General features: G+C 38.2%; 24 protein-coding genes. 15 read left to right on the forward strand and 9 right to left on the reverse strand.

Features of this window, described 5'->3' with window-relative positions:
- Nucleotides 1-1,892, forward strand: a 1,892-nt coding sequence (locus tag ZA05_RS18390) for a T9SS type A sorting domain-containing protein (protein ID WP_197276118.1), incomplete at its 5' end; no start/stop codon positions are given.
- A gap of 62 nt (nt 1,893-1,954) precedes the next feature.
- Here ZA05_RS18390 and ZA05_RS17495 read toward each other — a convergent pair.
- Nucleotides 1,955-2,596: an alpha/beta hydrolase gene (locus tag ZA05_RS17495; RefSeq protein WP_053992976.1), complete on the reverse strand. Its 642-nt coding sequence runs from the start codon at nt 2,594-2,596 to the stop codon at nt 1,955-1,957.
- Between the two features lie 53 nt (nt 2,597-2,649).
- On the opposite strand from ZA05_RS17495, the gene ZA05_RS17500 reads away from it, so the two are divergent.
- The 5 genes from ZA05_RS17500 (at nt 2,650) to ZA05_RS17520 (ending at nt 7,429) form a co-directional block, all read left to right on the forward strand.
- On the forward strand, nt 2,650-3,075 hold the full coding sequence (locus ZA05_RS17500) for a PaaI family thioesterase (RefSeq protein ID WP_053992977.1): 426 nt from the start codon (nt 2,650-2,652) through the stop codon (nt 3,073-3,075).
- Entirely contained in the window at nt 3,075-4,205 is a 1,131-nt protein-coding gene (locus ZA05_RS17505; RefSeq protein ID WP_053992978.1) for a chorismate-binding protein, read from the forward strand. Before ZA05_RS17500 ends, ZA05_RS17505 begins: the two co-directional genes overlap by 1 nt.
- Nucleotides 4,206-4,329: 124 nt before the next feature.
- Nucleotides 4,330-6,090: a 2-succinyl-5-enolpyruvyl-6-hydroxy-3-cyclohexene-1-carboxylic-acid synthase gene (menD, locus tag ZA05_RS17510; RefSeq protein WP_053992979.1), complete on the forward strand. Its 1,761-nt coding sequence runs from the start codon at nt 4,330-4,332 to the stop codon at nt 6,088-6,090.
- Between the two features lie 86 nt (nt 6,091-6,176).
- The gene (locus ZA05_RS17515; RefSeq protein ID WP_053992980.1) at nt 6,177-6,515 is read left to right on the forward strand and encodes a DUF2853 family protein; all 339 of its coding nucleotides are present in this window, start codon (nt 6,177-6,179) and stop codon (nt 6,513-6,515) included.
- A gap of 83 nt (nt 6,516-6,598) precedes the next feature.
- Nucleotides 6,599-7,429 (forward strand): S1 RNA-binding domain-containing protein, encoded by an 831-nt coding sequence (locus tag ZA05_RS17520; protein ID WP_053992981.1) that lies wholly within the window; start codon nt 6,599-6,601, stop codon nt 7,427-7,429.
- On the opposite strand, the gene ZA05_RS17525 is transcribed toward ZA05_RS17520, so the two are convergent.
- Nucleotides 7,401-7,835, reverse strand: coding sequence for a hypothetical protein (locus ZA05_RS17525; protein ID WP_053992982.1), 435 nt, complete (start codon nt 7,833-7,835; stop codon nt 7,401-7,403). The two genes, ZA05_RS17520 and ZA05_RS17525, sit on opposite strands and share 29 nt — an antisense overlap.
- Before the next feature lie 112 nt (nt 7,836-7,947).
- Here ZA05_RS17525 and ZA05_RS17530 point away from each other — a divergent pair, with 112 nt between their 5' ends.
- From ZA05_RS17530 to ZA05_RS17545, 4 genes are all read left to right on the forward strand, one after another.
- Nucleotides 7,948-8,787, forward strand: coding sequence for a 1,4-dihydroxy-2-naphthoyl-CoA synthase (locus ZA05_RS17530; protein ID WP_053992983.1), 840 nt, complete (start codon nt 7,948-7,950; stop codon nt 8,785-8,787).
- Nucleotides 8,788-8,804: 17 nt separating this feature from the next.
- The gene (gene menA / locus ZA05_RS17535; protein ID WP_053992984.1) at nt 8,805-9,707 is read left to right on the forward strand and encodes a 1,4-dihydroxy-2-naphthoate octaprenyltransferase; all 903 of its coding nucleotides are present in this window, start codon (nt 8,805-8,807) and stop codon (nt 9,705-9,707) included.
- A 178-nt stretch (nt 9,708-9,885) separates the two neighbouring features.
- The gene (locus tag ZA05_RS17540; protein ID WP_053992985.1) at nt 9,886-10,563 is read left to right on the forward strand and encodes a metal-dependent hydrolase; all 678 of its coding nucleotides are present in this window, start codon (nt 9,886-9,888) and stop codon (nt 10,561-10,563) included.
- Between the two features lie 94 nt (nt 10,564-10,657).
- Nucleotides 10,658-11,410, forward strand: a complete 753-nt coding sequence (locus ZA05_RS17545; protein ID WP_053992986.1) for a head GIN domain-containing protein — start codon at nt 10,658-10,660, stop codon at nt 11,408-11,410.
- A gap of 14 nt (nt 11,411-11,424) precedes the next feature.
- Here ZA05_RS17545 and ZA05_RS17550 read toward each other — a convergent pair whose 3' ends face one another.
- A complete protein-coding gene (locus ZA05_RS17550; protein ID WP_053992987.1) occupies nt 11,425-12,336 on the reverse strand; it encodes a sterol desaturase family protein in 912 nt (303 codons plus the stop codon).
- A 175-nt stretch (nt 12,337-12,511) separates the two neighbouring features.
- Between ZA05_RS17550 and ZA05_RS17555 the strand changes: the two genes are divergently transcribed.
- The 3 genes from ZA05_RS17555 to ZA05_RS17565 are packed head-to-tail and all read left to right on the forward strand — an operon-like array spanning nt 12,512 to nt 15,129.
- Nucleotides 12,512-13,111: a DUF2490 domain-containing protein gene (locus ZA05_RS17555; RefSeq protein ID WP_082333835.1), complete on the forward strand. Its 600-nt coding sequence runs from the start codon at nt 12,512-12,514 to the stop codon at nt 13,109-13,111.
- A 23-nt stretch (nt 13,112-13,134) separates the two neighbouring features.
- Nucleotides 13,135-14,169, forward strand: coding sequence for an o-succinylbenzoate synthase (locus ZA05_RS17560; protein WP_053992988.1), 1,035 nt, complete (start codon nt 13,135-13,137; stop codon nt 14,167-14,169).
- A gap of 3 nt (nt 14,170-14,172) precedes the next feature.
- Entirely contained in the window at nt 14,173-15,129 is a 957-nt protein-coding gene (locus ZA05_RS17565; protein ID WP_053992989.1) for a CPBP family intramembrane glutamic endopeptidase, read from the forward strand.
- Between the two features lie 48 nt (nt 15,130-15,177).
- On the opposite strand, the gene ZA05_RS17570 is transcribed toward ZA05_RS17565, so the two are convergent.
- Both ZA05_RS17570 and ZA05_RS17575 read right to left on the reverse strand, forming a co-directional pair.
- The gene (locus ZA05_RS17570; protein WP_053992990.1) at nt 15,178-17,109 is read right to left on the reverse strand and encodes a DUF3857 domain-containing protein; all 1,932 of its coding nucleotides are present in this window, start codon (nt 17,107-17,109) and stop codon (nt 15,178-15,180) included.
- Entirely contained in the window at nt 17,109-18,992 is a 1,884-nt protein-coding gene (locus ZA05_RS17575) for a DUF3857 domain-containing protein (RefSeq protein ID WP_053992991.1), read from the reverse strand. The genes ZA05_RS17570 and ZA05_RS17575 overlap by 1 nt, the downstream gene beginning before the upstream one ends.
- A 102-nt stretch (nt 18,993-19,094) precedes the next feature.
- Here ZA05_RS17575 and ZA05_RS17580 point away from each other — a divergent pair, with 102 nt between their 5' ends.
- Entirely contained in the window at nt 19,095-20,180 is a 1,086-nt protein-coding gene (locus tag ZA05_RS17580; RefSeq protein WP_053992992.1) for an AMP-binding protein, read from the forward strand.
- A gap of 30 nt (nt 20,181-20,210) precedes the next feature.
- Here the strand turns inward: ZA05_RS17580 and ZA05_RS17585 are convergent, their stop codons facing one another.
- From ZA05_RS17585 to ZA05_RS17600, 4 genes are read right to left on the reverse strand one after another with little or no spacing between them, the layout of a single operon-like run.
- Complete coding sequence (locus ZA05_RS17585; protein ID WP_053992993.1) at nt 20,211-20,921, reverse strand: head GIN domain-containing protein; 711 nt, start codon at nt 20,919-20,921, stop codon at nt 20,211-20,213.
- A 4-nt stretch (nt 20,922-20,925) separates the two neighbouring features.
- Nucleotides 20,926-22,020 carry a hypothetical protein gene (locus tag ZA05_RS17590; protein ID WP_053992994.1) on the reverse strand — a complete coding sequence of 365 codons (1,095 nt, stop codon included), beginning with the start codon at nt 22,018-22,020 and terminating at the stop codon, nt 20,926-20,928.
- Complete coding sequence (locus tag ZA05_RS17595) at nt 21,998-22,570, reverse strand: hypothetical protein (protein ID WP_053992995.1); 573 nt, start codon at nt 22,568-22,570, stop codon at nt 21,998-22,000. The genes ZA05_RS17590 and ZA05_RS17595 overlap by 23 nt, the downstream gene beginning before the upstream one ends.
- Before the next feature lie 8 nt (nt 22,571-22,578).
- A complete protein-coding gene (locus ZA05_RS17600) occupies nt 22,579-23,139 on the reverse strand; it encodes an RNA polymerase sigma factor (protein ID WP_053992996.1) in 561 nt (186 codons plus the stop codon).
- Between the two features lie 229 nt (nt 23,140-23,368).
- On the opposite strand from ZA05_RS17600, the gene lon reads away from it, so the two are divergent.
- The gene (gene lon, locus ZA05_RS17605) at nt 23,369-25,819 is read left to right on the forward strand and encodes an endopeptidase La (RefSeq protein ID WP_053992997.1); all 2,451 of its coding nucleotides are present in this window, start codon (nt 23,369-23,371) and stop codon (nt 25,817-25,819) included.
- Nucleotides 25,820-25,843: the final 24 nt, after the last annotated feature.

Below are 25,843 nucleotides of genomic sequence, written 5' to 3' on the forward strand. Positions count from 1 at the left end.
CGCCTGTAGTAACGGAGGTGAACATCTGTTCGGACGAGGAATATTTGTGGTCCGTCAATGGGGAGACCTATACAACGGCCCAGGACATCACGATAGAGGGCGAGGACTGTGCTGCTGACCAGCGCCTAGTGCTAACGGTGACACCGAAGCCAGCGCCTGTAGTAACGGAGGTCAATATCTGTTCGGATGAGGAATATTTGTGGTCCGTTAATGGGGAGTCCTATACAACGGCCCAGGACATCACGATAGAGGGAGTGGATTGTGCGGCCGACCAGAGATTGGTACTTAGTGTTTACCCAGTTCCACTAGTAGATGCAGGTATGAACATCTTTATTACTTGTTCTGTAGATGGTCAGGAGGCTTTGGAAGGAAGTGCTTCTGTGGAAGGAGGAGAAATCGATACCGTAGAATGGAGTAATGCCGGTGGAACAATTATTAGCGGGGGAGATACTCTTACTCCTATAATTGAAGGTTCTGGTATATATGCGTTAACGGTGACAACAACGGATGGTTGCTCAGCAAGTGATTCAGTGGAAGTGGTTATTGAAGACTACAAAGCTCCAGAAATAAAGGCAGATATCCCTTATATGGATCTTGGATGTAATCCTTCAGAGATTATTCCACCCGTATTCACTCTGGTTGAAGATGAAAATGAAACTAATATTCCTTCTAACACAGAAGGTCCTATAAATAATGAAGGATGTAATTTTGAACAGACTTGGACAGCTAGTTATTTAGACTGTGCTGGAAATATTCAATCTCTAAGTGTGACCTTCACTTGGATAGAAGATACAGAAGATCCTAAAATTGAACTTCCTGTGGTGGAACTGAAGTGTAATGAAGCCTTTCCAGAAGAGTTAGAGGCTTATTTTTCTGATAATTGCGTGGATTCCGGCTATGTTTATGCAGGTCCAACCAATATAACCGTTGTGGATTGTGTAGAGTATGCCGATTATGTATTTGTGGCATCAGATCAATGTAATACCACAGAGGTGACCTTAAAAGTGCAACGAGAATTCGATTTGTATGACAATTGTGAAACGGCCTATGGAAGGGATCCAGAAACTAACTCGTGTTTCATTCCAGATTTTGGCAATTGGGGGTGGACCAATTATTTTGAAGAGGAAAATGAGCCAGGAGCACCATACATAATGGAATTATACGCAGGGGCAGCACAGTGCGATATTACAAACCATTCTCCTGTGGGTACTGTAACTGTAAATTATGTTGATGGACAAGCAACGGTAACTTATGATTTGATGGATGGTTTTGTAATGAGTGAAGCGCATGTATATATTGGTTGCGAACAATATCCTAAGAAAGGAAAAGGCAAAAAGTATACGGTAGCGCCTGGGCAGTATAATTTCAATCCAAGTGGAAATTTAGGCTATGCTTCCAATTATACCGTTGGTCCAGTAAATGTGGAAGGCCCAATTTATGTGATTGCCCATGCTGTTGTTTGTGAAGTAGTTTGTAAATGTTCTCCTGTAGTGGAAGGAGGTATTTATGAGCCAAACAATGAAATGATGGATTGTACCGAAGAGGAGCTGGTTGTGGAGAATCCTAAAGGTCCAAAAGGACCAAAAGGGCCGAAGGGGCCAAAAGGTAAAAATAAACGTACGGCCAGTACTTTTGATGTCTATCCTGTACCATTTAAAACGGCGATTAATATTAAATACCAATATGCTTTTGATACAGATGTAACTATTGAAATTACGGACATTAGAGGTATTGTAGTTGCATCATATAAAGATGATCTTTATAGAGCCAATATGACGAGAGAAGTTAATTTCGATTTGTCCCATGCCTTGGATAGAATGCTCTATGTAAGAATCACATCTAATAATGGCAGTGAAATTAAGAAAATCATTTCCTCAAATGCTAAACGTTAAAAATTGAGTGATAGCGTAATTCTTAGTTGAAAAAAGTGGTCATTGTAGTGACCACTTTTTTGTTATGCAAATTTTGAAATAAGCTTGGTGTTCACTATGTGCTTACCTTCAAAAGGGATGATGTTTAAATTGTTTTGGAAAAGTAGGTTCGCTTTGTCAATTTCCGTTTCCATACGTTCTTTTGTTAAGTATTCATCTTCTGTGCCATATAGAAGAGATACTTGCGTAGAGGGATCCATATAGTTGAAATCTTCAGGAGTCAATTCTTTTGGAATGCCACCGGAATGAATGATTAATTCTTGGCATTGCAGTTTCCGTTTAGCCAAATAACGCATAGCAACACTCACGCCCTGGGAATAGCCCAATACAATCAGTTTTTTGTTGGTTGGGAATTGTTCTGTTTCCCAAACGGCATCAAAATAACGCATCACATTTTCAGTTTCCTTAAGCGTATTTTCCTTGGTAAGCCAACTGGCTCCCACATGTCTTAGTTTTGGTGGAATGTAGTATTTACTTTGGGCCTGTGGAGCGACTATGTAGTTTTCTTCAGCATTTAAATGTTCAAAATGCCTTAAAAAGTAACGACTTAAATAGCCCATGCCATGGCAAACAAACCAAATATTTTTGGTGCGCTCGGTAAGTTGGTTTAGGGTGGCATAGGAATTTGTTGTAGTATAGCTGATTTCCTTTTCGGATAAATTCATTATTAGTCTTGGTTTTGTATTTTTACAATCGACTTTAAAATTACACTATTTCTATGCAATTATCGAAAGAAGAGGTTCTGCAACGTGCCAATGAACAATGTAAAAATACCTTGATGGAAACCTTGAATATTGAAATTGTGGACTTTGGGGAGGACTTTTTGGTAGCCAAAATGCCTGTGGATTCTAGAGTTCATCAACCAGACGGGGTATTGCATGGAGGGGCTACTGCCGCACTAGCTGAGAGTGTAGGGAGCTTTGCTTCTCATATTTTTGTGGATACTGAAAAGTTTTTTGTGAGAGGTATAGAAATTACGGCCAATCACCTAAAAGGAATTCGAGAAGGTAATGTTTATGCCAAAGCCACCTTTATCCATAAAGGAAGAACCACCCAACTTTTGGATATTCGCGTGACCGACGACGATAACAATCTGATTTCCGTGTGTAAGTTGTCCACCATTTCCTTGCCTAAAAATAAGTAATGGATCTAGATGCATTTTTGACACAATTTCAGGATTTCTACAAATCCCAACGTCCCTTTGTTCTTTATAGAAAACCAAATAAAAAGGCAATAAAGGCCTTGGTCCAAGGGGATGATAGCTTACATTTTGTAAAGGATTTTTCCGAACAAGGGTTTGTCATGGCTCCGTTTGACGATAAGCAAAACATGGTTTTAATTCCTTTGGAGAATTCAGAGATCCTTGAATTGGAAGCCTTCCATGTAAAAGACTTGGAAAAAAGAGAGAATTCATGGTCTTCATCCAATCTTGAAGCAGACAAAAAGCAACATGTGGACTTGGTGAAAGAGGGGGTGAATGCCATTCGAAATGGAGCCTTTGAAAAAGTTGTGCTTTCAAGGAAGGAAAAGGTTGTTTTGGATGCTCCGAATCCGATCGAGTTGTTTCAAAAATTATTGGCTACATATCCAACGGCCTTTGTGTATTGTTGGTATCACCCTAAAATAGGATTGTGGCTTGGGGCCACGCCTGAAACCTTGCTAAAAGTTGAAAATAGCAGGATGTCTACCATGGCTTTGGCAGGAACACAGGCTTATAAAGATATAGAAGATGTAGTTTGGGGAGTTAAAGAGCAGCAGGAGCAACAATTCGTTACCGATTTTATTGTTGAAAGTCTTCATGGGGTCGTAGACAATTTACGAGTTACTGAACCAGCTACTGTAAGGGCGGGAGGACTGCTTCATATTCAAACCAAGATTAGTGGGACTTTGAATGGCAATCTGGAAGAAGTCATTAAAAGATTGCATCCAACACCTGCTGTATGTGGATTGCCAAAATTGGCTTCAAAAGCATTTATTATTGAAAAGGAGCATTACAATCGTACTTACTACACAGGTTTTCTTGGGGAACTTAATCTTAAGGAGAAGAACGCTCGCAATACTAAACGAAGAAACATCGAAAACAATGCTTACGATACGGTAAAAACGGTTACTGATTTATATGTGAACTTACGCTGTATGCAGCTTGAGGAGGATGCGGCTTTGATTTATGTTGGTGGAGGCATTACCAAAGATTCCAATCCGGAATTGGAATGGGAGGAAACCGTAAACAAATCCAAAACCATGAAAAAAGTGCTGAATTCTATTCAGAAATAAATACAGAAAGTAGGCTGGGAGAAACTTCGGTGAATTTAAAAAGCTGTATTGAATAATCGTCCTTTTCATTTAGTATAATTCATAGAATGCTTAATTTTACAGCTCATTTGTAGATACTCGATTCATGAAATATTCCGCGATTCCACTCGCACAAACTGTAGTACAGCTTTGTAAAGCCAAGAATATAAAACATATTGTTATTTCTCCAGGTAGCCGTAGCGCTCCCTTAACTATAGGGTTTACCAACGACGAATTTTTTACCTGTTACAGCATTGTAGATGAGCGATGTGCAGCGTTTTTTGCCTTAGGTATTGCGCAAAGTATTCAAGAACCTGTTGCCGTGGTTTGTACTTCGGGAAGTGCCTTGTTGAACTATTATCCAGCGGTGGGCGAAGCTTATTATAGTGATATCCCTTTGGTGGTGTTGTCTGCAGACCGTCCTAAATATTTGGTAGGAATTGGTGATGGACAGACCATAAACCAAGAGAATGTGTTCAAAAATCACATTTTGTATTCGGCTAACTTAAAGCAGGATTTGGATGTGAAAGCAAAACCTTCAGACGACGATGAACCCGCCATTATTAAAAGCATAGAACATAAGTTAGAGCGGTTTTTAGGATTGAAACAGGAGCTTCAGGAAGAGAATGAACACGAAGTCAATGACGCGATCAATATTGCAATTACAAGAAAAGGGCCCGTTCATATCAATATTCCTTTTGATGAACCTTTATATGGGATAGCCGATGAATTAAGTGTGAATCCAAAGGTCATTAAGCCAGAAGTTAAGCCTAAAAAAATGGATGCTTTAGAGCTGAAGCTCTGCTTGGAAGATTGGAGCAATGCTTCCAAAAAAATGATTTTGGTAGGGGTGAATGGTCCAAATGCTTTGGAAGCAAAGTGGATTGAAGAGTTGGCAAATGACAATAGTGTGTTGGTATTTACCGAAACGACGTCCAATTTGCACCATAAAGAGTTCTTTCCTAGTATCGATAAACTCATTGCGCCTTTAACAGAGGAAGAGTTTAAGGAGTTGCAACCAGACATTTTGATTACGTTTGGAGGTTTGATTGTTTCCAAAAAAATCAAGGCATTTTTAAGAAAATATAAACCGAAACAGCATTGGCATGTAGATGAGAAGAAAGCCAATGATACGTTTTTCTGTTTGGAAAAACACCTAAAGGTGTCTCCAAACCAATTTTTTGAAAGCTTGTTGCCCAAGTTAACCCATATAAAGAAAAGCAATTACAAGCAAGTTTGGAAAGCGGTAAAAACACATAGAAGAGAAAAACACAGTGAATACATGGAGGAGATTCCGTATTGTGATTTCAAGGTGTTTTCAAAGTTGTTGAAGAGCGTTCCGGATCATACAAATTTGCAAATGGGGAATAGTTCAGCTATTAGATATGCCCAACTGTTTAAAGGGAATCCAACGGTGGCAGTGTATTGCAATAGGGGAACTAGTGGTATCGACGGCAGCACAAGTACCGCGATTGGCTTTGCTCACTCCAATGAAGCCCAAACTACATTTATTACAGGAGATTTGAGCTTCTTGTACGACAGCAATGCGTTGTGGAACAATCATATTCCGAAGTCATTTAGAATCATTGTCATCAATAATTATGGAGGTGGTATTTTTAGAATTCTTCCAGGACATAAAAACACAGAAAATTTTGATACCTTCTTTGAAACCAAACATCATTTAACAGCAAAGCATTTATGTGCCATGTATGGTTTGGATTATCAAACGGCAGATAATGAAGAAAGTTTATCAGCCGCTTTAGCGGATTTTTATAATGAATCTGAGCAACCAAAATTATTGGAAATCTTTACTCCTAGTAAGGTAAATGATGAAGTATTGCTGAACTATTTTAAGTTCATACTTTAATAGAGAAAAGGCTTAAACTGATTTCTGCATAAAAAAATGCATATCTTTAAAGTCCATTTCTAATAATTAAAAACACGATAAAATCTATGAACAAGCGCGAAGAATTAATCATTAAGTACGCCGCAGAGCTAAAAGATAAGTTTGGATTGGAACCTGATATGGATTTGCTTACCAAAATTACCATTGGCTGCGGACCGTCTATTTATAATGCAGATTCTGCGACAGTCTCCAGTTCAGATGATTCGGAATTGGAACGAGTAAAAACGAATTTCTTGATTAAAAAATTGGGGCTTGAGGATACTCCAGAATTGGATGTAGCTATTAATTCCGTGATAGATAATTATGGGCGCTCCAATAGGACTAAATATAGAGTGGTAGTCTATTATTTGTTGACCAAACATTTCAGTAAGGAAACGGTTTATTAATCCTTCGATATAAGAATAGAAAAGCGCTACAAAGATGTAGCGCTTTTTGTTTTTGGGTTCACTATTATGCTTAACTTTGCCGCATGATACACATTGGAGAATACAATACTTTAGAAATTGTAAGAGAAACCGAGCCTGGTTTGTTTTTGTCGGATAAAGAAGAAAACGAGGTCTTGTTGCCCAACCGTTATGTTCCGGAATCTTTTGAGATTGGAGATGAATTGGAAGTCTTTGTTTATTTGGATAACGAAGAGCGTTTGGTGGCTGTTACAGATCATCCGTACATTACCAAAGGAGATTTCGCCCTTTTAAGATGTAATGCCGTGACCAAATTCGGGGCTTTTTTGGATTGGGGAATGGTGAAGGAGCTATTCTGTCCGTTTAAGGAGCAGGTCTTTAAAATGAAAGAAGGCGGTTGGTATTTGGTACATTGTTATCTAGATGAAGAAACCGAAAGATTGGTGGCTTCGAGCAAAACCAATAGATTTTTGGATAACACAAATCTTACGGTAGAAGTATTTGATGAAGTGGATCTAATTGTATCCCATCCTTCAGAAATTGGGATGAATGTTATCGTGAACAAAAAACATCAGGGACTCATTTTTAAAGACAATATCTTTAAGGATCTGAGTGTTGGCGATCGCTTGAAAGGTTTCGTCAAGAAGATTCGTAAGGATAATAAGTTGGATATTGTATTGGAGCAAATTGGCTATAGAAGCATAGAACCCAATGCCGATATTATTCTGAAGGAATTAAAGGATAATGGTGGTTATTTGGAACTTACCGATAAATCCGATCCTGAACTTATTAAAGAGGTACTTCAAATGAGTAAGAAGAACTTTAAAAAGGGGATTGGAAATCTATACAAGCAACGCTTGATAGAGATTAAAGAGGATGGAATTTATTTGGCTTAGGCACGAATTGTAATTGGCCTAAAACCCATTCGGTCGCATCTGCGAGTGTATTGAAACGCTTTCTTTTAAAGCTGAAATAGTGTTCCTCAATGGCCAACATACGTTTGGTGTTGTGGTTGTAGGTAACAACGGCATAAGCTTTAATATGGCTTACTTTGCTGCTGTTTTCAAGGGCATCTACAAGGTCTACAGAAAAGGAGTGTACACGGTTGGAAATAAAGCCATAGGGTTGGTCTCCAAAAATCTCATCGCATAGATCAAATATTTCCTCAAAATCCTTAAAGGCCACGTTGGTGCCTTGCCTAAATTCGGCAACTACGTAATTGCTGAAAAAATGAAAGTCACCTATTTCAATACAATAAGTGGCTTCCACGTTTTTAGCGAAAGGCGATTCCAATACTTTCATTTCTTAACAAAATCTAACAACCAAAACAAAATTAGGGAGCAAGATTTTCCCTACCAAAAAAATGAATTCATATTAGTTGTAAATATGTATTTTTACGCTGAAATTAATTATCATGAGTAATATAAATTGGAAAACGGCCAAGGAATACGAAGATATCACGTATAAAAAATGCGATGGTGTGGCACGTATTGCGTTCAACAGGCCAAATGTTAGGAATGCCTTTAGGCCTAAAACCACAAGTGAATTATATGATGCCTTTTACGATGCCAATGAAGATGTAAATATCGGGGTGGTATTGTTATCTGCCGAAGGACCGTCGACTAAGGATGGCGTGTATTCTTTTTGCAGTGGAGGAGATCAAAAGGCGAGAGGCCATCAAGGTTATGTTGGAGAGGATGGTTACCATCGTTTAAATATTTTGGAAGTACAACGCTTGATTCGTTTTATGCCTAAAGCTGTGATTGCTGTGGTGCCAGGATGGGCTGTTGGTGGCGGTCATAGTTTACATGTGGTTTGCGATTTAACACTAGCCAGTAAGGAACATGCCATTTTTAAACAAACCGATGCCGATGTCACCAGTTTTGACGGTGGTTATGGATCTGCCTATTTAGCTAAAATGGTTGGTCAGAAAAAGGCAAGAGAAATATTTTTCTTAGGAAGAAATTATTCTGCTCAGGAAGCTTTTGAAATGGGAATGGTAAATGCCGTGATTCCTCATGCCGAATTGGAAGACACCGCTTTTGAATGGGCTCAGGAAATATTGGCAAAATCCCCAACGTCCATTAAAATGCTAAAATTCGCAATGAACCTTACCGACGACGGAATGGTGGGGCAACAAGTATTTGCGGGAGAAGCGACGCGTTTGGCCTATATGACAGAAGAGGCCAAAGAAGGTAGAAATGCCTTTTTGGAAAAGCGTAAGCCTAACTTCGACAAAAAGTGGATTCCTTAATTAGCTAGTACTATTTTATGAGTAAACTTAGCAGCTGGATTTCAGCATTTCGTTTGCGTACCTTGCCTTTGTCTTTATCTGGGATTATAATTGGAAGCTGTTTGGCTGCCTATAATGGCCTTTTTGATATGGCTATTTTTGTGTTGGCCATGTTGACTACCGTTGGCTTTCAAATTCTATCCAATTTGGCCAATGATTATGGTGATGGTGTAAAGGGAACCGACAACGAAAACAGATTGGGCCCACAACGAGCCATTCAAAGTGGAAGCATTACGCCAACACAAATGATGGAGGCGATCAAGATTAACATTTTAATAGTGATTGTGCTGTCATTGTCCCTAATCTATGTGGCAATGGGCCATGAGTATTTAGTATTTTCCATAATTTTTATTGTGTTGGCTGCGGCCTGTGTGTATGCAGCCATCAATTATACTATGGGAGATTCTGCATATGGCTATAGAGGTTTGGGAGATGTTTTTGTGTTCATATTTTTTGGTTTGGTGAGTGTTATGGGAAGTTATTTCCTTTATGCCAAACAGTTGGATCACGTATTAGTGTTACCTGCAATTGCTTTGGGCCTATTGAGTATTGGTGTTTTGAATTTGAATAATATGAGAGACATAGATTCCGATACTTTATCCAATAAAATTACCATAGCAGTAAGATTGGGAAAGCAAAAAGCGAAAATATACCACTATGTTTTAGTGGGAGGGGCTATTTTATGTGGAGCATTGTTTGGAATTTTGTATTATAATTCGCCTTACAACCTAATTTTTGTCTTGGCTTTTATTCCTTTGGTTAAGCACTTGATTAGCGTCAAAAAGGCAAAAACATCAGAAGATTTAGACAAGCAGCTGAAACCCCTTGCATTAACAACCTTTCTATTTTCTTTATTGCTTGGAATAGGGCATATTTTATAGAAAATTTAACTTTAAAAGATTGTAAATCAGTGTTTTAGTTGTATCTTTACAGTAATAATTTTGTAGGTCAACAATTTATGCTATATGTTGGCAATAAAATTTGGGGCTTTGAAACTCAGATAAATTCTTAAATTTATCTGAGTTTTTTTGTTTCACTAATTCCATAACCAATTATTCCATGAAAATTACATTTTACGGGCATGCCTGCCTTAAGATAGAAGTTAACGATGTTCATATTTTAGTAGACCCTTTTATAACTGGTAACCCTAAGGCTGACCAGATAGACATTGAGACCATTAAAGCCGATTATATTTTGTTGACTCATGCACACCAAGACCACATTTTGGATTCCGAGGTCATTGCTAAGCAGAACAATGCCATTATTGTATCAAATTTTGAAGTGACCAATCATTACGAGGCGAAAGGCATTGAGGTGCACCCGATGAACCATGGTGGTAAATGGGATTTTGAATTTGGTGTTGTGAAGTATGTTAACGCCATCCATACGTCCTCATTTCCTGATGGCAGTTATGGAGGCCAACCAGGAGGCTTTGTGATTGAAGGAGAACATAAAAATATTTACATCGCAGGAGATACGGCATTGACCATGGACATGAAATTAATCCCGATGCGAACCAAATTGGATTTGGCGGTGCTACCAATTGGGGATAATTTCACCATGGATGTTGACGATGCTATTTTGGCCAGTGATTTTGTTGAATGCGATAAGGTATTGGGCTACCATTACGATACCTTTGGCTATATTGAAATTGACCATGAAGAGGCCAAGCGTAAGTTTTTCGATGCCAATAAAGATTTAATGCTTCTTGAAATAGGAGAGAGCATTGAGCTTTAAATATAAAATTATAAATACTTATTTTTTTACTGCTAAACTGTAACAGTATGGCTAAACCTTAATCTGTATACTAGAAAGATTAAATTTTAAGGTTATGAAAAGGATCAAATTGCCATTTACGTTTTTATGCATTATTGTTTTAAATGTTGTTCAATTAGGTTTTGGACAGGCTAATACGTTTGAAGTATCTTCATTTGATAAAGTTATTGTGAGTCCACATATAGAGGTTATTTTTAGAAGCGGAGAAAAAGAAAGTGTGGTTGTTGAGATGTTGGGCGAACCTATTGAAAAGCTTAATGTAGAAGTCAAAAATAAAACACTTCAGTTGTATTTGGATGGTGCGCAATTTGTGACTACACATGATAAAAATACAGTAACAGGATATGGTTCGGTGCCATTGTATGAAGGCACCGTTGTAAAGGCTATTGTTACTTATAAAGATGCCGATAAATTCTCTTTAAGAGGCGAAGAGCGTTTTCTATTTGAAGACCTTGTGCAAATGTCGAAATTAACCATGAATATTTATGGAGAATCGCAAGTATACATGAATGAGGTTATTTTAAAAGATCTGAAAGTGACCATTTACGGAGAAAGCTTTTTAAGGATTGATAAAGGAAGTATCGAGAATCAGAAGTTTACGGCTTACGGGGAAGCTACGGTTAATACCATAGACGTTAACAATAATTCTACTAAAATTACAGCATACGGAGACGGAACATTTCAATGCAATGTATCGGGACGTTTAAAAGTAGTTGCATACGGAGAGCCTGTAATTACCTATAAAGGGGATCCTATTTTAGATAATGGTCTTAAAATAGGTGAGGTCTCTTTAGTAAAAGTAGATTGATATATTTAGAATGGCTATTTTTCAGGATCTTGAACTAAGGTCTTGGAATTTAGCCATTCCGTTCTTAAATCATCACTTAATTTTCCACTACCGTCATGTCTCCACCCTGGAGGCTTTAACAGGTAAAGGATTCTACTTCTCAAAGAAATTTTTGTTTGAAAGAAGTCTTTAAACATCTGAAACCATTCCAAAAATGCTATTTTAAAAGGGTTATAGGTATGGATGTTCTTTACCAATCCATAAGTCACTTTTTCATCTTCCAATTCTGGTTGAAACGTTCCAAACAATTTATCCCAAATTATCAGTATTCCGGCATGATTTCGGTCTAAATACAAAGGGTTACTGCCGTGGTGTACTCGGTGATGGGAAGGCGTGTTCATAATGGCTTCAAACCAATTGGGCATTTTGTTGATCGCTTCCGTATGAATCCAAAATTGGTAGAGTAGGCTTATGGACATTTGCAGTAAAATCATGGCAGGATGAAACCCTAAAAGGGGCAACCACAACCAAAACACAAAGGAATAAAATCCACCAGACCAAGTTTGTCTAAGTGCTGTGCTTAGGTTGTAATGTTCAGAGGAATGGTGAACCACATGCGAAGCCCAAAATAATCGACATTCATGGCTAATTCTGTGGAACCAATAATATGAAAAGTCATCCGCAAAAAATAGCAGTACAAAACTCCACCATGTTATTGGGATGGTCATAATCCTAAAATGGTTGTAAATGTAGAACAATGCCATTAACACAATCCCCTTACTCAAAAAACCTAGAAGCACATTCCCAATCCCCATGGCAATGGAAGACAGGGCATCTTTGGCTTGGTAGCTCTTTAGGTTTTGCTTGGTTGTAACGTACAGCTCTAGAGCCATGGCCAATATAAATACAGGAATGGCAAAGTGAATGATGTTTGGAAAATCTGGCATTTAATGCGATATTTGAATTCTAAAATTACAGATTTTTAATTGTCTTTTTCATTTTATATTCCTTAAAAGTTTTATTGTTATGACCTTTTCCTTGCGTGCCTTAGCCTTGTTGTGCTTTATTACTACAAGTTAGTTTTTGTTTAGTCAAAATCCGAATCAAACAGGGAGTTGGTACATGTATTTTTACAAACATCAATTTCAAAATAGTCAATTTGGGGTTCAAGGGGATGTACAATATCGCAATTGGAATATCATAGGAGATTTGGAGCAGTTGTTGTTGCGTTCAGGCGTCACCTATCAACCAAAGGCAGCAGATGTATTGTTTACTTTGGGTTATGCTCATGTTACTTCGGGAGCATTAGGAGACTCTAATGATACTAGTGCAGAAAGTAGAATATATCAAGAAGCGTTGTTGCCGCAAAAAGTGGGTGGACGTTTCTATTTAACCCACCGATTTAGGTATGAGCAGCACTTTGTGGAGGATCAGGATTTTAGAACACGCTATCGCTACAATTTGTTTCTTAATATTCCTTTCACAGCAAAAACAATAAGTCCTAAGGTGTTTTATGCCGCGCTTTATAACGAACTCTTTATAAATGGCCAAACCGATATTGGAGACGGGAGAGAAGTAGAACTATTTGACAGAAACCGAACTTATTTAGGAATTGGTTATGCGTTGAATGAGTCCATTCGTTTTCAATTGGGCTGGATGAACCAAAAAACGGCCAACAGAGGTAAGGCTCAATTTCAGCTAAGCATGCATCATAAGTTTTAATTAAGGTGTATTTTTGTGGGTATATGAAAGCAACGTATCATCAATACATTTTAAATTTTAAGCAACCTAGCGGGACCTCGAGAGGGATATTACGAACTAAAGAGACTTGGTTTATTGTTTTGGAATCCGAGGGGAAACGAGGAATAGGGGAGTGCGGAATCTTACGAGGATTGAGTGCCGATGACTGTCCAGATTACCAACAGCAGTTGCAATGGACTTGCAATAATATTGAATTAGGTTTGGAGGTCTTGCTTGAAAAGAATGGAGAGTTTCCTAGTATTCAGTTTGGGTTGGAAATGGCTTTTAGGTCTTTGGCAAGCACATCTCCCTTTTTGCTGTTTGAAACTAATTTTACAAAGGGGACAGATGCTATTTCAATTAACGGTTTAATTTGGATGGGAAATGAAGCTTTTATGAAGCAACAGATAGTTGCTAAAATTGAAGCGGGTTTTGGTTGCATCAAGATGAAAATTGGCGCGATAGATTTCGATACTGAAATCAGCTTGTTGCAGTCTATCAGAAAGGAATTCAGTTCAAAGGATATAGAACTTAGGGTAGATGCCAACGGAGCCTTTACTCCTGAAGAAGCTTTAGAAAAGCTCAAACGCCTTTCCGATTTGGATTTACATTCCATAGAGCAACCTATCAAACCAGGGCAATTTGAAGAGATGGCAGCCTTGTGTGAAAAGACGCCTTTGCCTATTGCTTTGGATGAAGAGTTAATAGGAGTTTACGATTCAAAGGAAAGAGCAAAGCTTTTAGATGAGATTAAACCTCAATTCATCATTTTAAAGCCAAGTTTTATAGGAGGCTATCATGGAAGTGAAGAATGGATTAAAATGGCCGAAGAGCGGCAAATGGGCTGGTGGGTAACTAGTGCCTTGGAAAGCAATGTTGGGTTAAATGCGATTGCGCAATGGACCTACACACTCAATCAAGATCTACCACAAGGTCTGGGAACGGGAAGTTTGTTTACCAACAATATTGAAAGCCCTTTAGAAGTTAAAAAAGGGGCATTGCATTACAATAATACTTTACATTGGAATTTTAATTTATAACATATGTATATAGCACAAGCATATAAAGTTTTACATGATTGGTGGCGTTATGCCATTGGGGTTTTACTCATAATTATAGCGGTCATTATTGGGCAAATCCCCTTTACAGGAGCCGTTTTTTTGAAAGCCTACAATCAAGGGGAGGACATGTTTAATATGAATGAACAGACCATGTTGACGATATTAGAACCAAATTTGAATTTGTTTTTAATGTTGCTGTCTTTTGCTTTTGGTTTAGCAGGGGTTTTGTTTGTGGCTAAGACCATTCATCATCAAAGTATTCGATCTTTAACTACGAGTAGACCAAAAATTGATTGGAAGCGCTTTTGGTTTGCCTTTATCTTTTGGGGAGTGGTGTCTACAGGGCTGTCCTTGTTGGATTATTTTATGAATCCAGAAGGTTATGTGCTGAACTTCAGTCTAGTGCCGTTTTTGATTCTTTGTGCTGTAGCTATTGTCATGGTGCCACTACAAACCAGTTTTGAGGAGTATTTGTTCCGGGGGTATTTAATGCAGGGGATAGGTGTGATTACCAAAAACAAATGGATGCCATTGCTTTTGACATCTGTAGTGTTTGGAGGCTTGCATATTGCTAATCCAGAAGTCACGCAATTGGGCTATATCATTATGGTTTATTATATCGGGACAGGCTTGTTTTTGGGAATCTTGACATTAATGGATGAAGGTGTGGAGCTGGCTTTGGGCTTTCATGCCGCCAATAATTTGTTTACGGCCTTATTGGTAACAGCTGATTGGACCGCTTTCCAAACCCATTCCATTTTAAAAGATATGTCCAGTCCAACAGAGGCGGGTTTTATGGATGTGTTTGTGCCAGTATTTGTACTGTTCCCAATCTTATTGTTTGTGTTTGCCAAAAAGTATAATTGGACCGATTGGAAAGGCAAATTGTTTGGAAGGGTTGAAGAACCACCCGCAGAGGACTATAAAATCATAGAATAAAAAAAGCGACCAAATTGGTCGCTTTTTGTTTGTGTATTCTGAAAGGAATTATTCCACTGGTTTCAATAATATTGCTGCTTTGTTAAAATCTGAAGCGGCATTGATCACCTCTCTAAACTCTTCGTAGCGATCTAAGTCGTATTCCAAAGTTTTATAGAACTCTTGAATAGTGATAATGATTTTGTTGCCTTCCAATTTATAGCTGGATTCAAACTTGGCTAATTTTTCACCTTTATCGTTTTTGTAGCTTTTGTTAAGGTTTAAGCTGCTTAATCCTTCGGCAGCATAGCCTTCTGGGATATGAACCGTAATGGTGTAATCGTATTGGTTTGGATAGCTCATTTCAATAGGATTCACGCGTTCAGTTTCTTGGTACAGTTCACTTTGGGTCCCGATAATAAGCCCGACCTGGAAAATGTAGCTGTCACCAGCATCTTCAATCAAAGATTCCGAAGAGACTTTAGAGTTTACTATAAAAGGAACGTTGTACTTGATTTGATTGAGATCATTGTTTTCAGTAGAAAAGCTAATTTCCTCCTTGTCCTCAACACCAGAACTCGTTAAATACTCTTTAAATTCCTTGATACCTTGCTCCGTAGAAAGACTTAAAATGGCTCTGTTGGTGGCGGACCAATGCCCCGTATATTCTTGATGCATTTCAATAATAGCACTTTCAATACCTTCGCTAAAAGTAATATCGGTTGTACGTTTTACTTGGCTATAGTTAGGATCGTTTTGTTCAATCTTTTGGAAGTAATGACCTAAATCACGTTTGATGTACAAACCATAGTTGCCAAGCATATTTGCTGGCGCTTCCCCAACTCTGTATTCCACTCGGTCTGGAGCGATATATTTTTTCTCCGTAGGTAAATAGATTAGAAATTCTCTAAGCATACTAGGGATGAAAAATGTAGGGTCGAATTTATATTCAAATCTACTGGCGGTAATCACCACTTCGTATTCAACCTCCAAAGCTTTTAGATAATGGGCGTAGGCTTTTAAAATTCCAAAGCTACTAGCGGAACGATTTTCCAAAATGTAGTCTAGATTGGAAAGCTCTTCGTTGTTGTTTTTTACAATGTTGAAGTTGCTCTTTATAAAATTGTCCACACGCGACGCCTTTTCAAACGTCGACATCTCTGTTTTCCCTTCAGTGATTGTGGGAAGGTCATTGTTTACTTTTGGAGATACTTCGGAAGGGAAGAATTTGGAGCCAACATTATAAGAAACATTGGTCCAAAACATTTCTTGTGAAATATCCTGCCCATTAGGGAAGCACTGGTAAACAACTGCTATTCTATTGGCGTCTGGAGAAGCATATTCTTCATCAATCATGGCAGGAACATCCTTTAAAACAAGAGACTTGGCATTGTTCCCGTCTATGGTAATGTCCTCAAATTTGGCATCCGTGCGATAGGCTTTAATGTTTGAGTTGAGACTACCACTGATGAAGGTAAATTCAGCTTCCTTGATTTTGTAGTTGCTTTGAATGGTTTCAGAACCGTACATGTCAAATTCCTTTTCAACGGTATATAAAACCTCGATTTCAGACCCTTTTTCCACACCTTCAATGGCAAAAATTTTAAAGTCACCATACTCATCAACATTCTTGACTTCTTTAATGTTGTCTTGGTTGAGCACGGTCACCTTTCCTTTTGGACTGATGGTTCTGGCCTTGATGTCTACCACTTTTTTAACCTCATACATCGGGATGTACACGGTATTGTGTCTGGCAATCCCTTTATCATCGTTGACGCGGGTAATGGTGTGCTCGGTTTCATAGCGCTTAGGTTCGGGCGACATGATATTTGCTGAATATTCAACAATGTGCTTTTTTAGAATTCCTATGGAAGATTCCTGAGTTTCTTCCTTGGTAAGTTTGTGCAGTTTGGGTTTCTTTTCCCAATCATAGGTTCTGAAATGCTGTGCAAAACTACTGCTTGTAGCAAGAAGCAGTACAATAAGAGCTCTTTTGATCATTATATTTTTTCTAGTATTATACTTTTCTTGTAGGCTTTGATTAAGCTTTTTATAAAGCTGTTCCAGCTTTCAAATTCCTCATTTTGGATGCTAAGGGTTTTCACAAAGATAGTTTTGTGTTGCGTTAGAACTTTACCTTCTACTGAATAGGTTATTTTGTAGCCGTAGTGAGGGTTTTCAAAACTCAACTCCTCTGGGATATAGCTTACTTTGTATCCCTCGGGAATGGTTAAGTGGCTTGTAAATTGCTTTTCAAAGTGGTAGTCGATTTTTTTGCTGTATTTTCTGCCTTCCAGATCCAAACCGCTTTTGGAAAGGCTTCTATCGATGTTTAAATTGATATAGGTTTTGTTGCCAATATTTTTGGCGTAGTTTTCAATATTCAAATCATATTCAAGTACCAATGGGGTTTGTTTGTTGTTGAAATTAGCCTTGGTAATATTGGTGTACTTGGTTTTATTGTTGCCCAACGCCAAGCTGGTGTTTAAAAATTGCTCATCGGTTTGGTCATTCTTTTTGAAGGTATAATCGGAGATGAAATCTACTTTTTCATAACCTGTCATTTCTCTTTTTTCGGTCACTTTTACCGAAGTGTTGTCCAAGGTAAATTCACTGGTTACCTTTGAAATGCTTTTGCTCGCGTTCTGAACAGGCACTTTTATAATTTTGTAGGTGTCCTCGTCAATCCCTAAAAGGGCTTCCTTGGTTTGTGTAAAACCACTCGGCATTCCATAAGGGACATAACTGTCTGTAGCATCCAAGAAAATAGTATCGTTCTCAACAATTGCTGTATTGATCATGTGGTTGTCTACCATAGGGGTAGGGACGTCGTGGTAAGAATACTGGCGGTCTCTTGTGCCAATCCAAGTGCGGTAGGATTCAATACCCACATGGTTGAGCATTTCATAAAGCAAATTGGCCATGTCTTTACAGTCGCCATAACGCTTGTCGCAAACACTGGCGGCTCCTCTTGGGATAAACCCTCCCAGACCATCTTCGAAGGCAACATAAGTGATGTTGTCCTGAACCCAATTGAAAATGGCTTCGGCTTTTTCACTTTTGGTACTGAGTCCCTTCGTGATATTGTCCGCAATGTCATATACTTTTTTCAGGTCTTTGTCATCTATTTGTTCTACCAAAGAATTGTACCAATTGTAAAGGTCAGACACATCATTTAAGACATCGTATGTTTTTCCTTCCTCTGTATAATTTTTGATATAAACAATAATATGAGGCACGTAATACAGCATGGATTCGCTATCGTCTTCACCTTGAAATCCTTCAATATTGTTCACCGTCCAAGTGTAGGTATATCCATTTGAAGAGTCTTTCTTCTGAAAGTCTACATCGATATTTTTTGTATTGAATTCAATATGGCCAATGGTTACGTTTTTAGGGAATTCAATGGACAGTTGTGCACTTTTGGTAGGGACGTAGGTTCCAAATCTAAACAACCCCAAAAAATGAGGATCTTTAATAATTTCCTTATAGCTTAAATTTGTGATAGCTCCTTTGGTCACCGCAGGAAAAATAAAGCTTTTAGATTCTTGGTCGCTATAAAAAACACCATTGTCAAAATCTCTCTTGGTTTCAATATAATCGACCTTTATTTTTTTGTCTGTACTGGGGATGTATGTATAAGCTTCAATATCTTCAATCGTTCTAAAACTGTCAAAGCTCATGGATTCGTTGGCAAAATACAGCTTGTTGGAAGTAAGGTATTCTGCTTGTTCCGAAATGTTGTTGGAAATATCAAATTGGTGCTCGTTCAAGTTGATCTTAATATGCTCGTGACGCTTAAGGTAAATGAAGTCTTCGTCAGAAAAATCTTGAGCAAATATGAAAAAGGGGCTTAACAGTAGGATTAAAATGGTCTTGTTCATAGATTCGTTCTTAATTTTCAAATATATTTTTTTTAATTTTAAATTTTAACTTAAAATCAGTTAAAAATAGCATAATTTTAGCTTATCTAATACCATACCAAAATGATTCCAACTTACGATAAGATACATTTAAAGTTTAAGCTCAACGGTTCTGGTTATGATAAAGAAGAACTTAAAGAGGTGAGCTATAGTTTGATAAAGGAAGGTGAAACTTACGAGCAAGTTATTGGTAATTTTCTGCTTGATTGGCTGGATGAAAAAGATACTGTCGAGGTGAAAACCTCGGGGTCAACTGGAGCTCCTAAAGTAGTTTTTGTTAGTAAGCAGGCTATGGTGCATTCTGCCTTGGCTACGGGTAATTACTTTAAGTTGTCTCCCGGCGATAGAGCGTTACATTGTTTGCCAACAAGCTTTATTGCTGGTAAAATGATGCTGGTAAGGGCTATGATTTTAGGACTGGAGCTTGATATCGTTGCGCCTTCAAGACTTCCGGCCTATGACGATCATGTAGTTTATGATTTTTGTGCCATGATACCTATGCAGGTAAAAGAAAATTTTGAGCGCTTAAAAAATATCAAAACCTTGATAGTTGGGGGTGCTGCATTTCCTGCCACTTTAATGCCTTTGATTCAAGATTTACCCGGAAAAGTGTATGCTACATACGGTATGACAGAAACCTTAAGCCATATTGCCGTAAAGCCATTGAATCATTTGAAGGATGAAGGTCATTTTCAGGTTTTGGACGGTATTGAGATTTCTCAAGATGGAAGAGGTTGTTTGGTGATTGATGCCCCTGATTTGATGGTTGAAAAATTGGTGACCAATGATATTGTTAAACTACATTCGGACAGGGAGTTTGACGTTTTGGGAAGAATTGACAATGTCATCAATTCTGGAGGTGTGAAATTGTTTCCAGAACAGATTGAGGCCAAATTGGATTCCAATATAGACCAGCGATTTTTTATTTCTTCGGAAGAAGATGAAGTGTTGGGAGAGAAGGTGATTTTAGTAGTGGAGAAGGACGATAGTACCATTACACCATCTACCTTTAAAGTACTCGACAAATATGAAAAACCAAAAGCAGTATATGTGGTCGATCATTTTGAGGAAACCATATCCGGGAAAATCAGGAGAAAAAACACCATGGAGCTGTTAAAGAAATATGCAAAACAAAAACCACTCATCTGAGTGGTTTTTTGCTTGTTATGATAGTGTGAATTAGTTGTTTCGTATTCTTCCTGAACCTGAAACTTTGGTGTCTTCTTTTGTAGGGTTGCCTTTATAGCTTACAGATCCAGAACCTGCTACACGAGCTTTTAATACGTCTTTTGAATATACTTTTGCGCCACCGGATCCAGCTACGGAAACATCGGTGTTATTGGAGATAAGTTTGTAGGCATCTAAATCTCCAGAACCCGCTACACTCGCTTCAAATGAAGTAGTACTTCCTGAAAGGTCCAAATCCCCGGACCCAGCCAAACTGGCTTCAACGGTATTAGCTTCAACAGAAAGTTTTAAATCTCCAGAGCCGGCCATTTCTACATCAAAATTGTTGGATACAATGGTGTCTTCGCTCCAAAGCTCGCCAGACCCGGCAAAGGATACTTTTTCAATATCCGTAAACGGAATGGTGATTTTTATTGGTTTACCACTTCTAAGGTTAACAGAGTTTTCAACTTTGATGATCAATCGTTCGTTTTTTACTTCCGTGATGATGTATTCCAATAAATTGGCCTCGCCTTCCAAGGTTATTTGTCCTTCGGTTCCTTTTACAAGAACATAGTCAAACGATCCTGCACAGCTAATGGTATTGTAATCTGAGGTTGTTCTGGTAATGGTGGTTACATTGCCATTGCCCTTAACTTTCTTTTGTGCCTGAGTGGTGCCTATGGCAAGAACTGCAAACAGGCATATTACTAATCTTTTCATGGTGTTATATTTTCTTGAATGTTACACTTCCGTAGTCGGATGAAATTTTGATATTGTTAGAGGAGGAAGCATTCCCGTGATACCCTAAGTAGTAGTTTCTGGAAGACTCTTCTTTTTCCTTGGTGAAATGGAATTCATTGGCGTCTCTTAATGAAGCATATTCCAAATCAATTTCAAAGTTGAAGCTGTAGCCTGCTTGGTAGCCAATGGTAATACCTACGTAATCCGTTTTGATATTGATATTACCTGCATTAGAGGCCATCTCGTCAATTTTTAGGGAGCCGTAATCGGCAGTTATGGATACGTTTTTGTAGACTTTGCCAATTCTGGTCGTTAGATAATCTCCATTGCCCTCTACATTGTTGATGTTTTCAATAGTCATAGAGCCGTAGTCGCAGTTGTATGTTATATTTTCCGCAATTTCAACCACCGATTTGGTATAATCAGCAACAATATCAAGATCCTTTGCTTTGGCTACCGTAAAGGCACTATAATCTGCATTTATTTTACCACTTTTGATGTATTCAAAATAACTGTTTTTGGTGTAATCAAAACGTATTTCGTTGCCGTCGGCCATCAATTCCTTAGTGGTTATTTTTCCGTAATCACATTTAAGCATAGCTCTTCCTTCAAGTTTGTCCAGATTTATAAACCCATAATCGTTATTGAGGTCTACACTGTTGGAAATTGGCAATTTTACCAGATAATTAATTTCCATATTGACATTGTTATTGTTCCCCCAGTTCCACCATGATTTGGATTTATTCTTGTTAAAAATGGTTTTGGCTTCCACAAGATTGGAATTGGCACTGAACTCAACCGTAATATCTTGAAGTTTGGCTTCTACTTTTTCAAGGTCGTTACCATTGGTTTTAATATTTACTTCAATGGTAGTGGTGCTGCCATTGTAGGTAACCACATTGATGTTACCGTAGCTGTTGTTGATTTTCAACAAGGCATTTGGACTCACTGAAAATTCCTTTTTTATGGTTTTTTCCTTGGTGTGCTTGCCCTTCCAGTTCATGGAATTGCTAGCCATGCTCACTGCCGAGATCAATAGAAAGGCAATGGCGAGTTTATATGGTAAGTTTGTTTTCATTGTATTCTTGCTTTAACTGTTTTACTTGTTCTATATTCTCCAAAACGTCGTTGAGTAAATCTATTCTGCTTTGGAAGTTGGAAATCATGGCATAGATTACGCGTTTATCATCGCCACTTTTTGTTAAATCTATTTTGAGGGCTTCATATTTTTTTTCTAGAATTTCCATCTGCTTGAGGGCGTCGTCAATAAGTTTTTCCGTCTCGGGAGATCGTTCGCTTTTAAGTGTTGCCAATTCCTGTTCAATGGCCGCGGTAAAGAACATTTGTGTTTCTGACAGTTCTGGCGACACGCTGGCCAAATCCTTAGGCTGTGGATTTTGCATGAACACTGTAAAAAGTCCAAGTCCAACAATAATGGAGGCTGCAATGGCCAATGCACTTCGCCAATAACTTCGCTTCATCCTTGTTTGGGCAAGGGGAGCAGATTGGTTTTGGTTCTGCATTTGCAGTTTTTCCAAGAAACGCCCTTGATGGCCAAGGTTTGGCATCTCGTAATCCAAATCTTCCTTAATGGAGTCAAACAGTTTGTCTAGATTATCTCGTTTCATCGTTTCGTTTAATGTTCAGCAATTAGCTGAAGTTTTTGTCTGAGGCTATCTTTGGCTCTTGATATCATGGTGCGGCAATTGGCATATGAAATATTCATGATTTCGGAAATCTCGTCATAGTCGTAGCCTTCAACTAAATGAAGGGTTAAGCATATTTTGTAGTTTTCCTTCAAGGTTTTCATCGTGTCCATTACCTGTTTGGCCTTTAGATTGGTAAACTCATGATCTTCGGGGATGCCATTTTGGTCTTCGACTTTATAAAGGACATCGTCCAAATGAACATCGTTGTGTTTACTGTTCTTGTTGTACCTCTGGATACTGTTGTTAATTGTTATTCGTTTTAACCAGGCTCCAAAAGTGCTGTAAACCTTCAAGCTGTCCAATTTTGTAAAAGCCATTAAAAAGGACTCTTGCATAATATCTTCAGCTTCATATTTGTCTTGAACAATCCTATAGGCGGTATTGTACATAGCCCTGTAATACCTATTATAGACTTCCATTTGAGCTTTTTGGTTGCCTTTATTACAGAGTTGCAATAGGTGCTCTATATTTTGATTGGTCAAGGTCAAAAAAACAATTGTTTAGTATAAAGATGTTGTTGAAAGGAATTTGTTACAGTTTGCTGAAAAAATCTGTGGATTTTTTTTGGCAATGGCATAACTATTGAATAAATATAAGGGTAAATAATGTAAAAAACACTGTAAAACATTGGTTTGCAGTACGCATTAAGTTTTGTTTAACGTAAGTAAAATGCAAATTCTGTTACTAAAGAGGTGACAGAATGACGAAAATATATCTATGGCAAAATCTAATTTTTTAAGTCTTGACAGTTTGTCATTTCAGGAATTTGATGAAAATTCAGAATTGATTCCTTTAATGACCCCTGAAGATGAGGCAGAAATCAATAATGAAGTCTTACCGGAATCGCTTCCTATATTGCCTTTGCGCAATACGGTGTTGTTTCCTGGTGTAGTAATCCCTATTACTGCTGGTCGTGATAAATCCATTAAGTTGATCAACGATGCTAACAGTGGCGGGGAGGGAATTGGCGTTGTGTCCCAAAAGGACGAGAATGTAGAAGACCCTACCGGAAAAGATATATTCAAAACCGGTACGGTGGCTAAAATTCTTAAGGTTTTAAAGATGCCTGATGGCAACACAACTATTATCATTCAAGGGAAAAAGCGCTTTGAAATTGATCAAGTGGTGAGTGAGGATCCTTACATGACAGCCACCATAAAGGATTTAATGGAGGCGAAACCGGCACCTAATAATGATGAGTTTTCCGCAATTATAGAGTCTATTAAAGACTTGGCGCTTCAAATAATCAAGGAGAGCCCAAATATTCCAACCGAAGCAAGTTTTGCTATCAAGAATATTGAAAGTAATTCGTTCTTAGTGAATTTTGTGTCTTCCAATATGAACCTTTCGGTGGAAGAAAAGCAAAGGCTTTTGGAAATAAACGATTTGAAGGAACGTGCTTTGGCAACCTTGAAATATATGAATTTGGAGTTCCAGAAATTGGAGCTTAAAAACGATATCCAGTCCAAGGTTCAAAGTGACATGAACCAACAGCAACGTGAGTATTTCCTTCATCAGCAAATGAAAACCATTCAAGAAGAGCTTGGAGGTACTTCATATGAAGAGGAAATCGAGGAAATGAAGTTGCGTGCTAAGGATAAGGTTTGGAGTGAAGATGTAGAGGAGCATTTCAACAAGGAAGTTTCCAAATTGCAAAGAATGAACCCTCAGGTTGCTGAATATTCCATCCAACGTAATTATTTGGACTTGTTCTTGGATTTGCCTTGGAATGAATACAGTACGGATATTTTCGATTTAAAACGCGCAAGAAAAATATTGGACCGAGACCATTATGGTTTGGACGATGTTAAGGATAGAATCATTGAGTATTTGGCGGTTTTAAAACTACGTAACGATATGAAATCTCCTATTTTGTGTTTGTATGGACCTCCGGGAGTTGGTAAAACGTCTTTGGGGAAATCTATTGCAGAGGCATTGGGTAGAGAATATGTAAGAATGTCATTGGGTGGTTTACGTGATGAAGCCGAAATTAGAGGGCATCGTAAAACCTATATCGGGGCTATGCCAGGAAGAATTCTGCAAAGTCTGAAAAAGGCGGGGACTTCTAACCCGGTGTTTGTTTTGGACGAGATTGATAAATTATCTAATAGTCACCAAGGAGATCCATCTTCGGCTATGTTGGAAGTATTGGATCCAGAGCAAAACAGTGAGTTCTATGATAACTTTTTGGAAATGGGTTATGACCTTTCCAAAGTTATGTTTATTGCTACGTCCAATAGTCTTAATACCATTCAGCCTGCGTTGAGGGATAGAATGGAAATCATTAACGTAAGCGGATATACCATTGAAGAGAAAGTGGAAATTGCAAAGCGTCACTTGTTGCCCAAGCAATTGGAAGAGCATGGACTTTCTGTAAAGGATTTGAAAATTGCCAAACCGCAATTGGAGAAAATCGTTGAGGGGTATACACGTGAATCTGGGGTAAGAGGATTGGAAAAGCAGATTGCCAAAATGGTAAGGCATGCAGCCAAAAATATTGCCATGGAGGAAACCTATAATATTAAGGTGACCAATGAAGATATCATTAAGGTGTTGGGAGCTCCAAGATTGGAACGTGATAAATATGAAAACAACAATGTTGCTGGTGTGGTAACAGGCTTGGCTTGGACAAGTGTAGGAGGGGACATCCTTTTTATTGAGTCTATTTTATCCAAAGGAAAGGGAGCTTTAAACATTACTGGTAATTTAGGTAAAGTCATGAAGGAGTCGGCTACCATTGCAATGGAGTACATTAAATCCCATGCCGAGGAATTTGATATCGATCCAGATGTTTTTGATAAATACAATGTGCATATCCACGTGCCGGAAGGAGCAACGCCTAAAGATGGGCCTAGTGCAGGGGTAACTATGTTGACCTCATTGGTGTCTTTGTTCACGCAGCGAAAGGTAAAGAATAGCTTGGCCATGACAGGGGAGATTACTTTAAGAGGAAAAGTGTTGCCTGTTGGAGGAATCAAAGAAAAAATCTTGGCTGCTAAACGTGCTAGAATTAAGGAGATTTTACTTTGTGAAGAAAACAGACGTGATATTGAAGAAATAAAAGCGGAATACTTAAAAGGACTTAAGTTCCATTATGTTACTGATATGAGTGAAGTGTTGAAAATAGCACTCACCAATCAAAAAGTAGATAATGCAAAGACTTTATAAGTTTTGATAGATCAGAAACAACAA

The organism is Mangrovimonas sp. TPBH4 (genome assembly GCF_001280505.1).
In the GTDB taxonomy this organism is placed as follows: domain Bacteria; phylum Bacteroidota; class Bacteroidia; order Flavobacteriales; family Flavobacteriaceae; genus Mangrovimonas_A.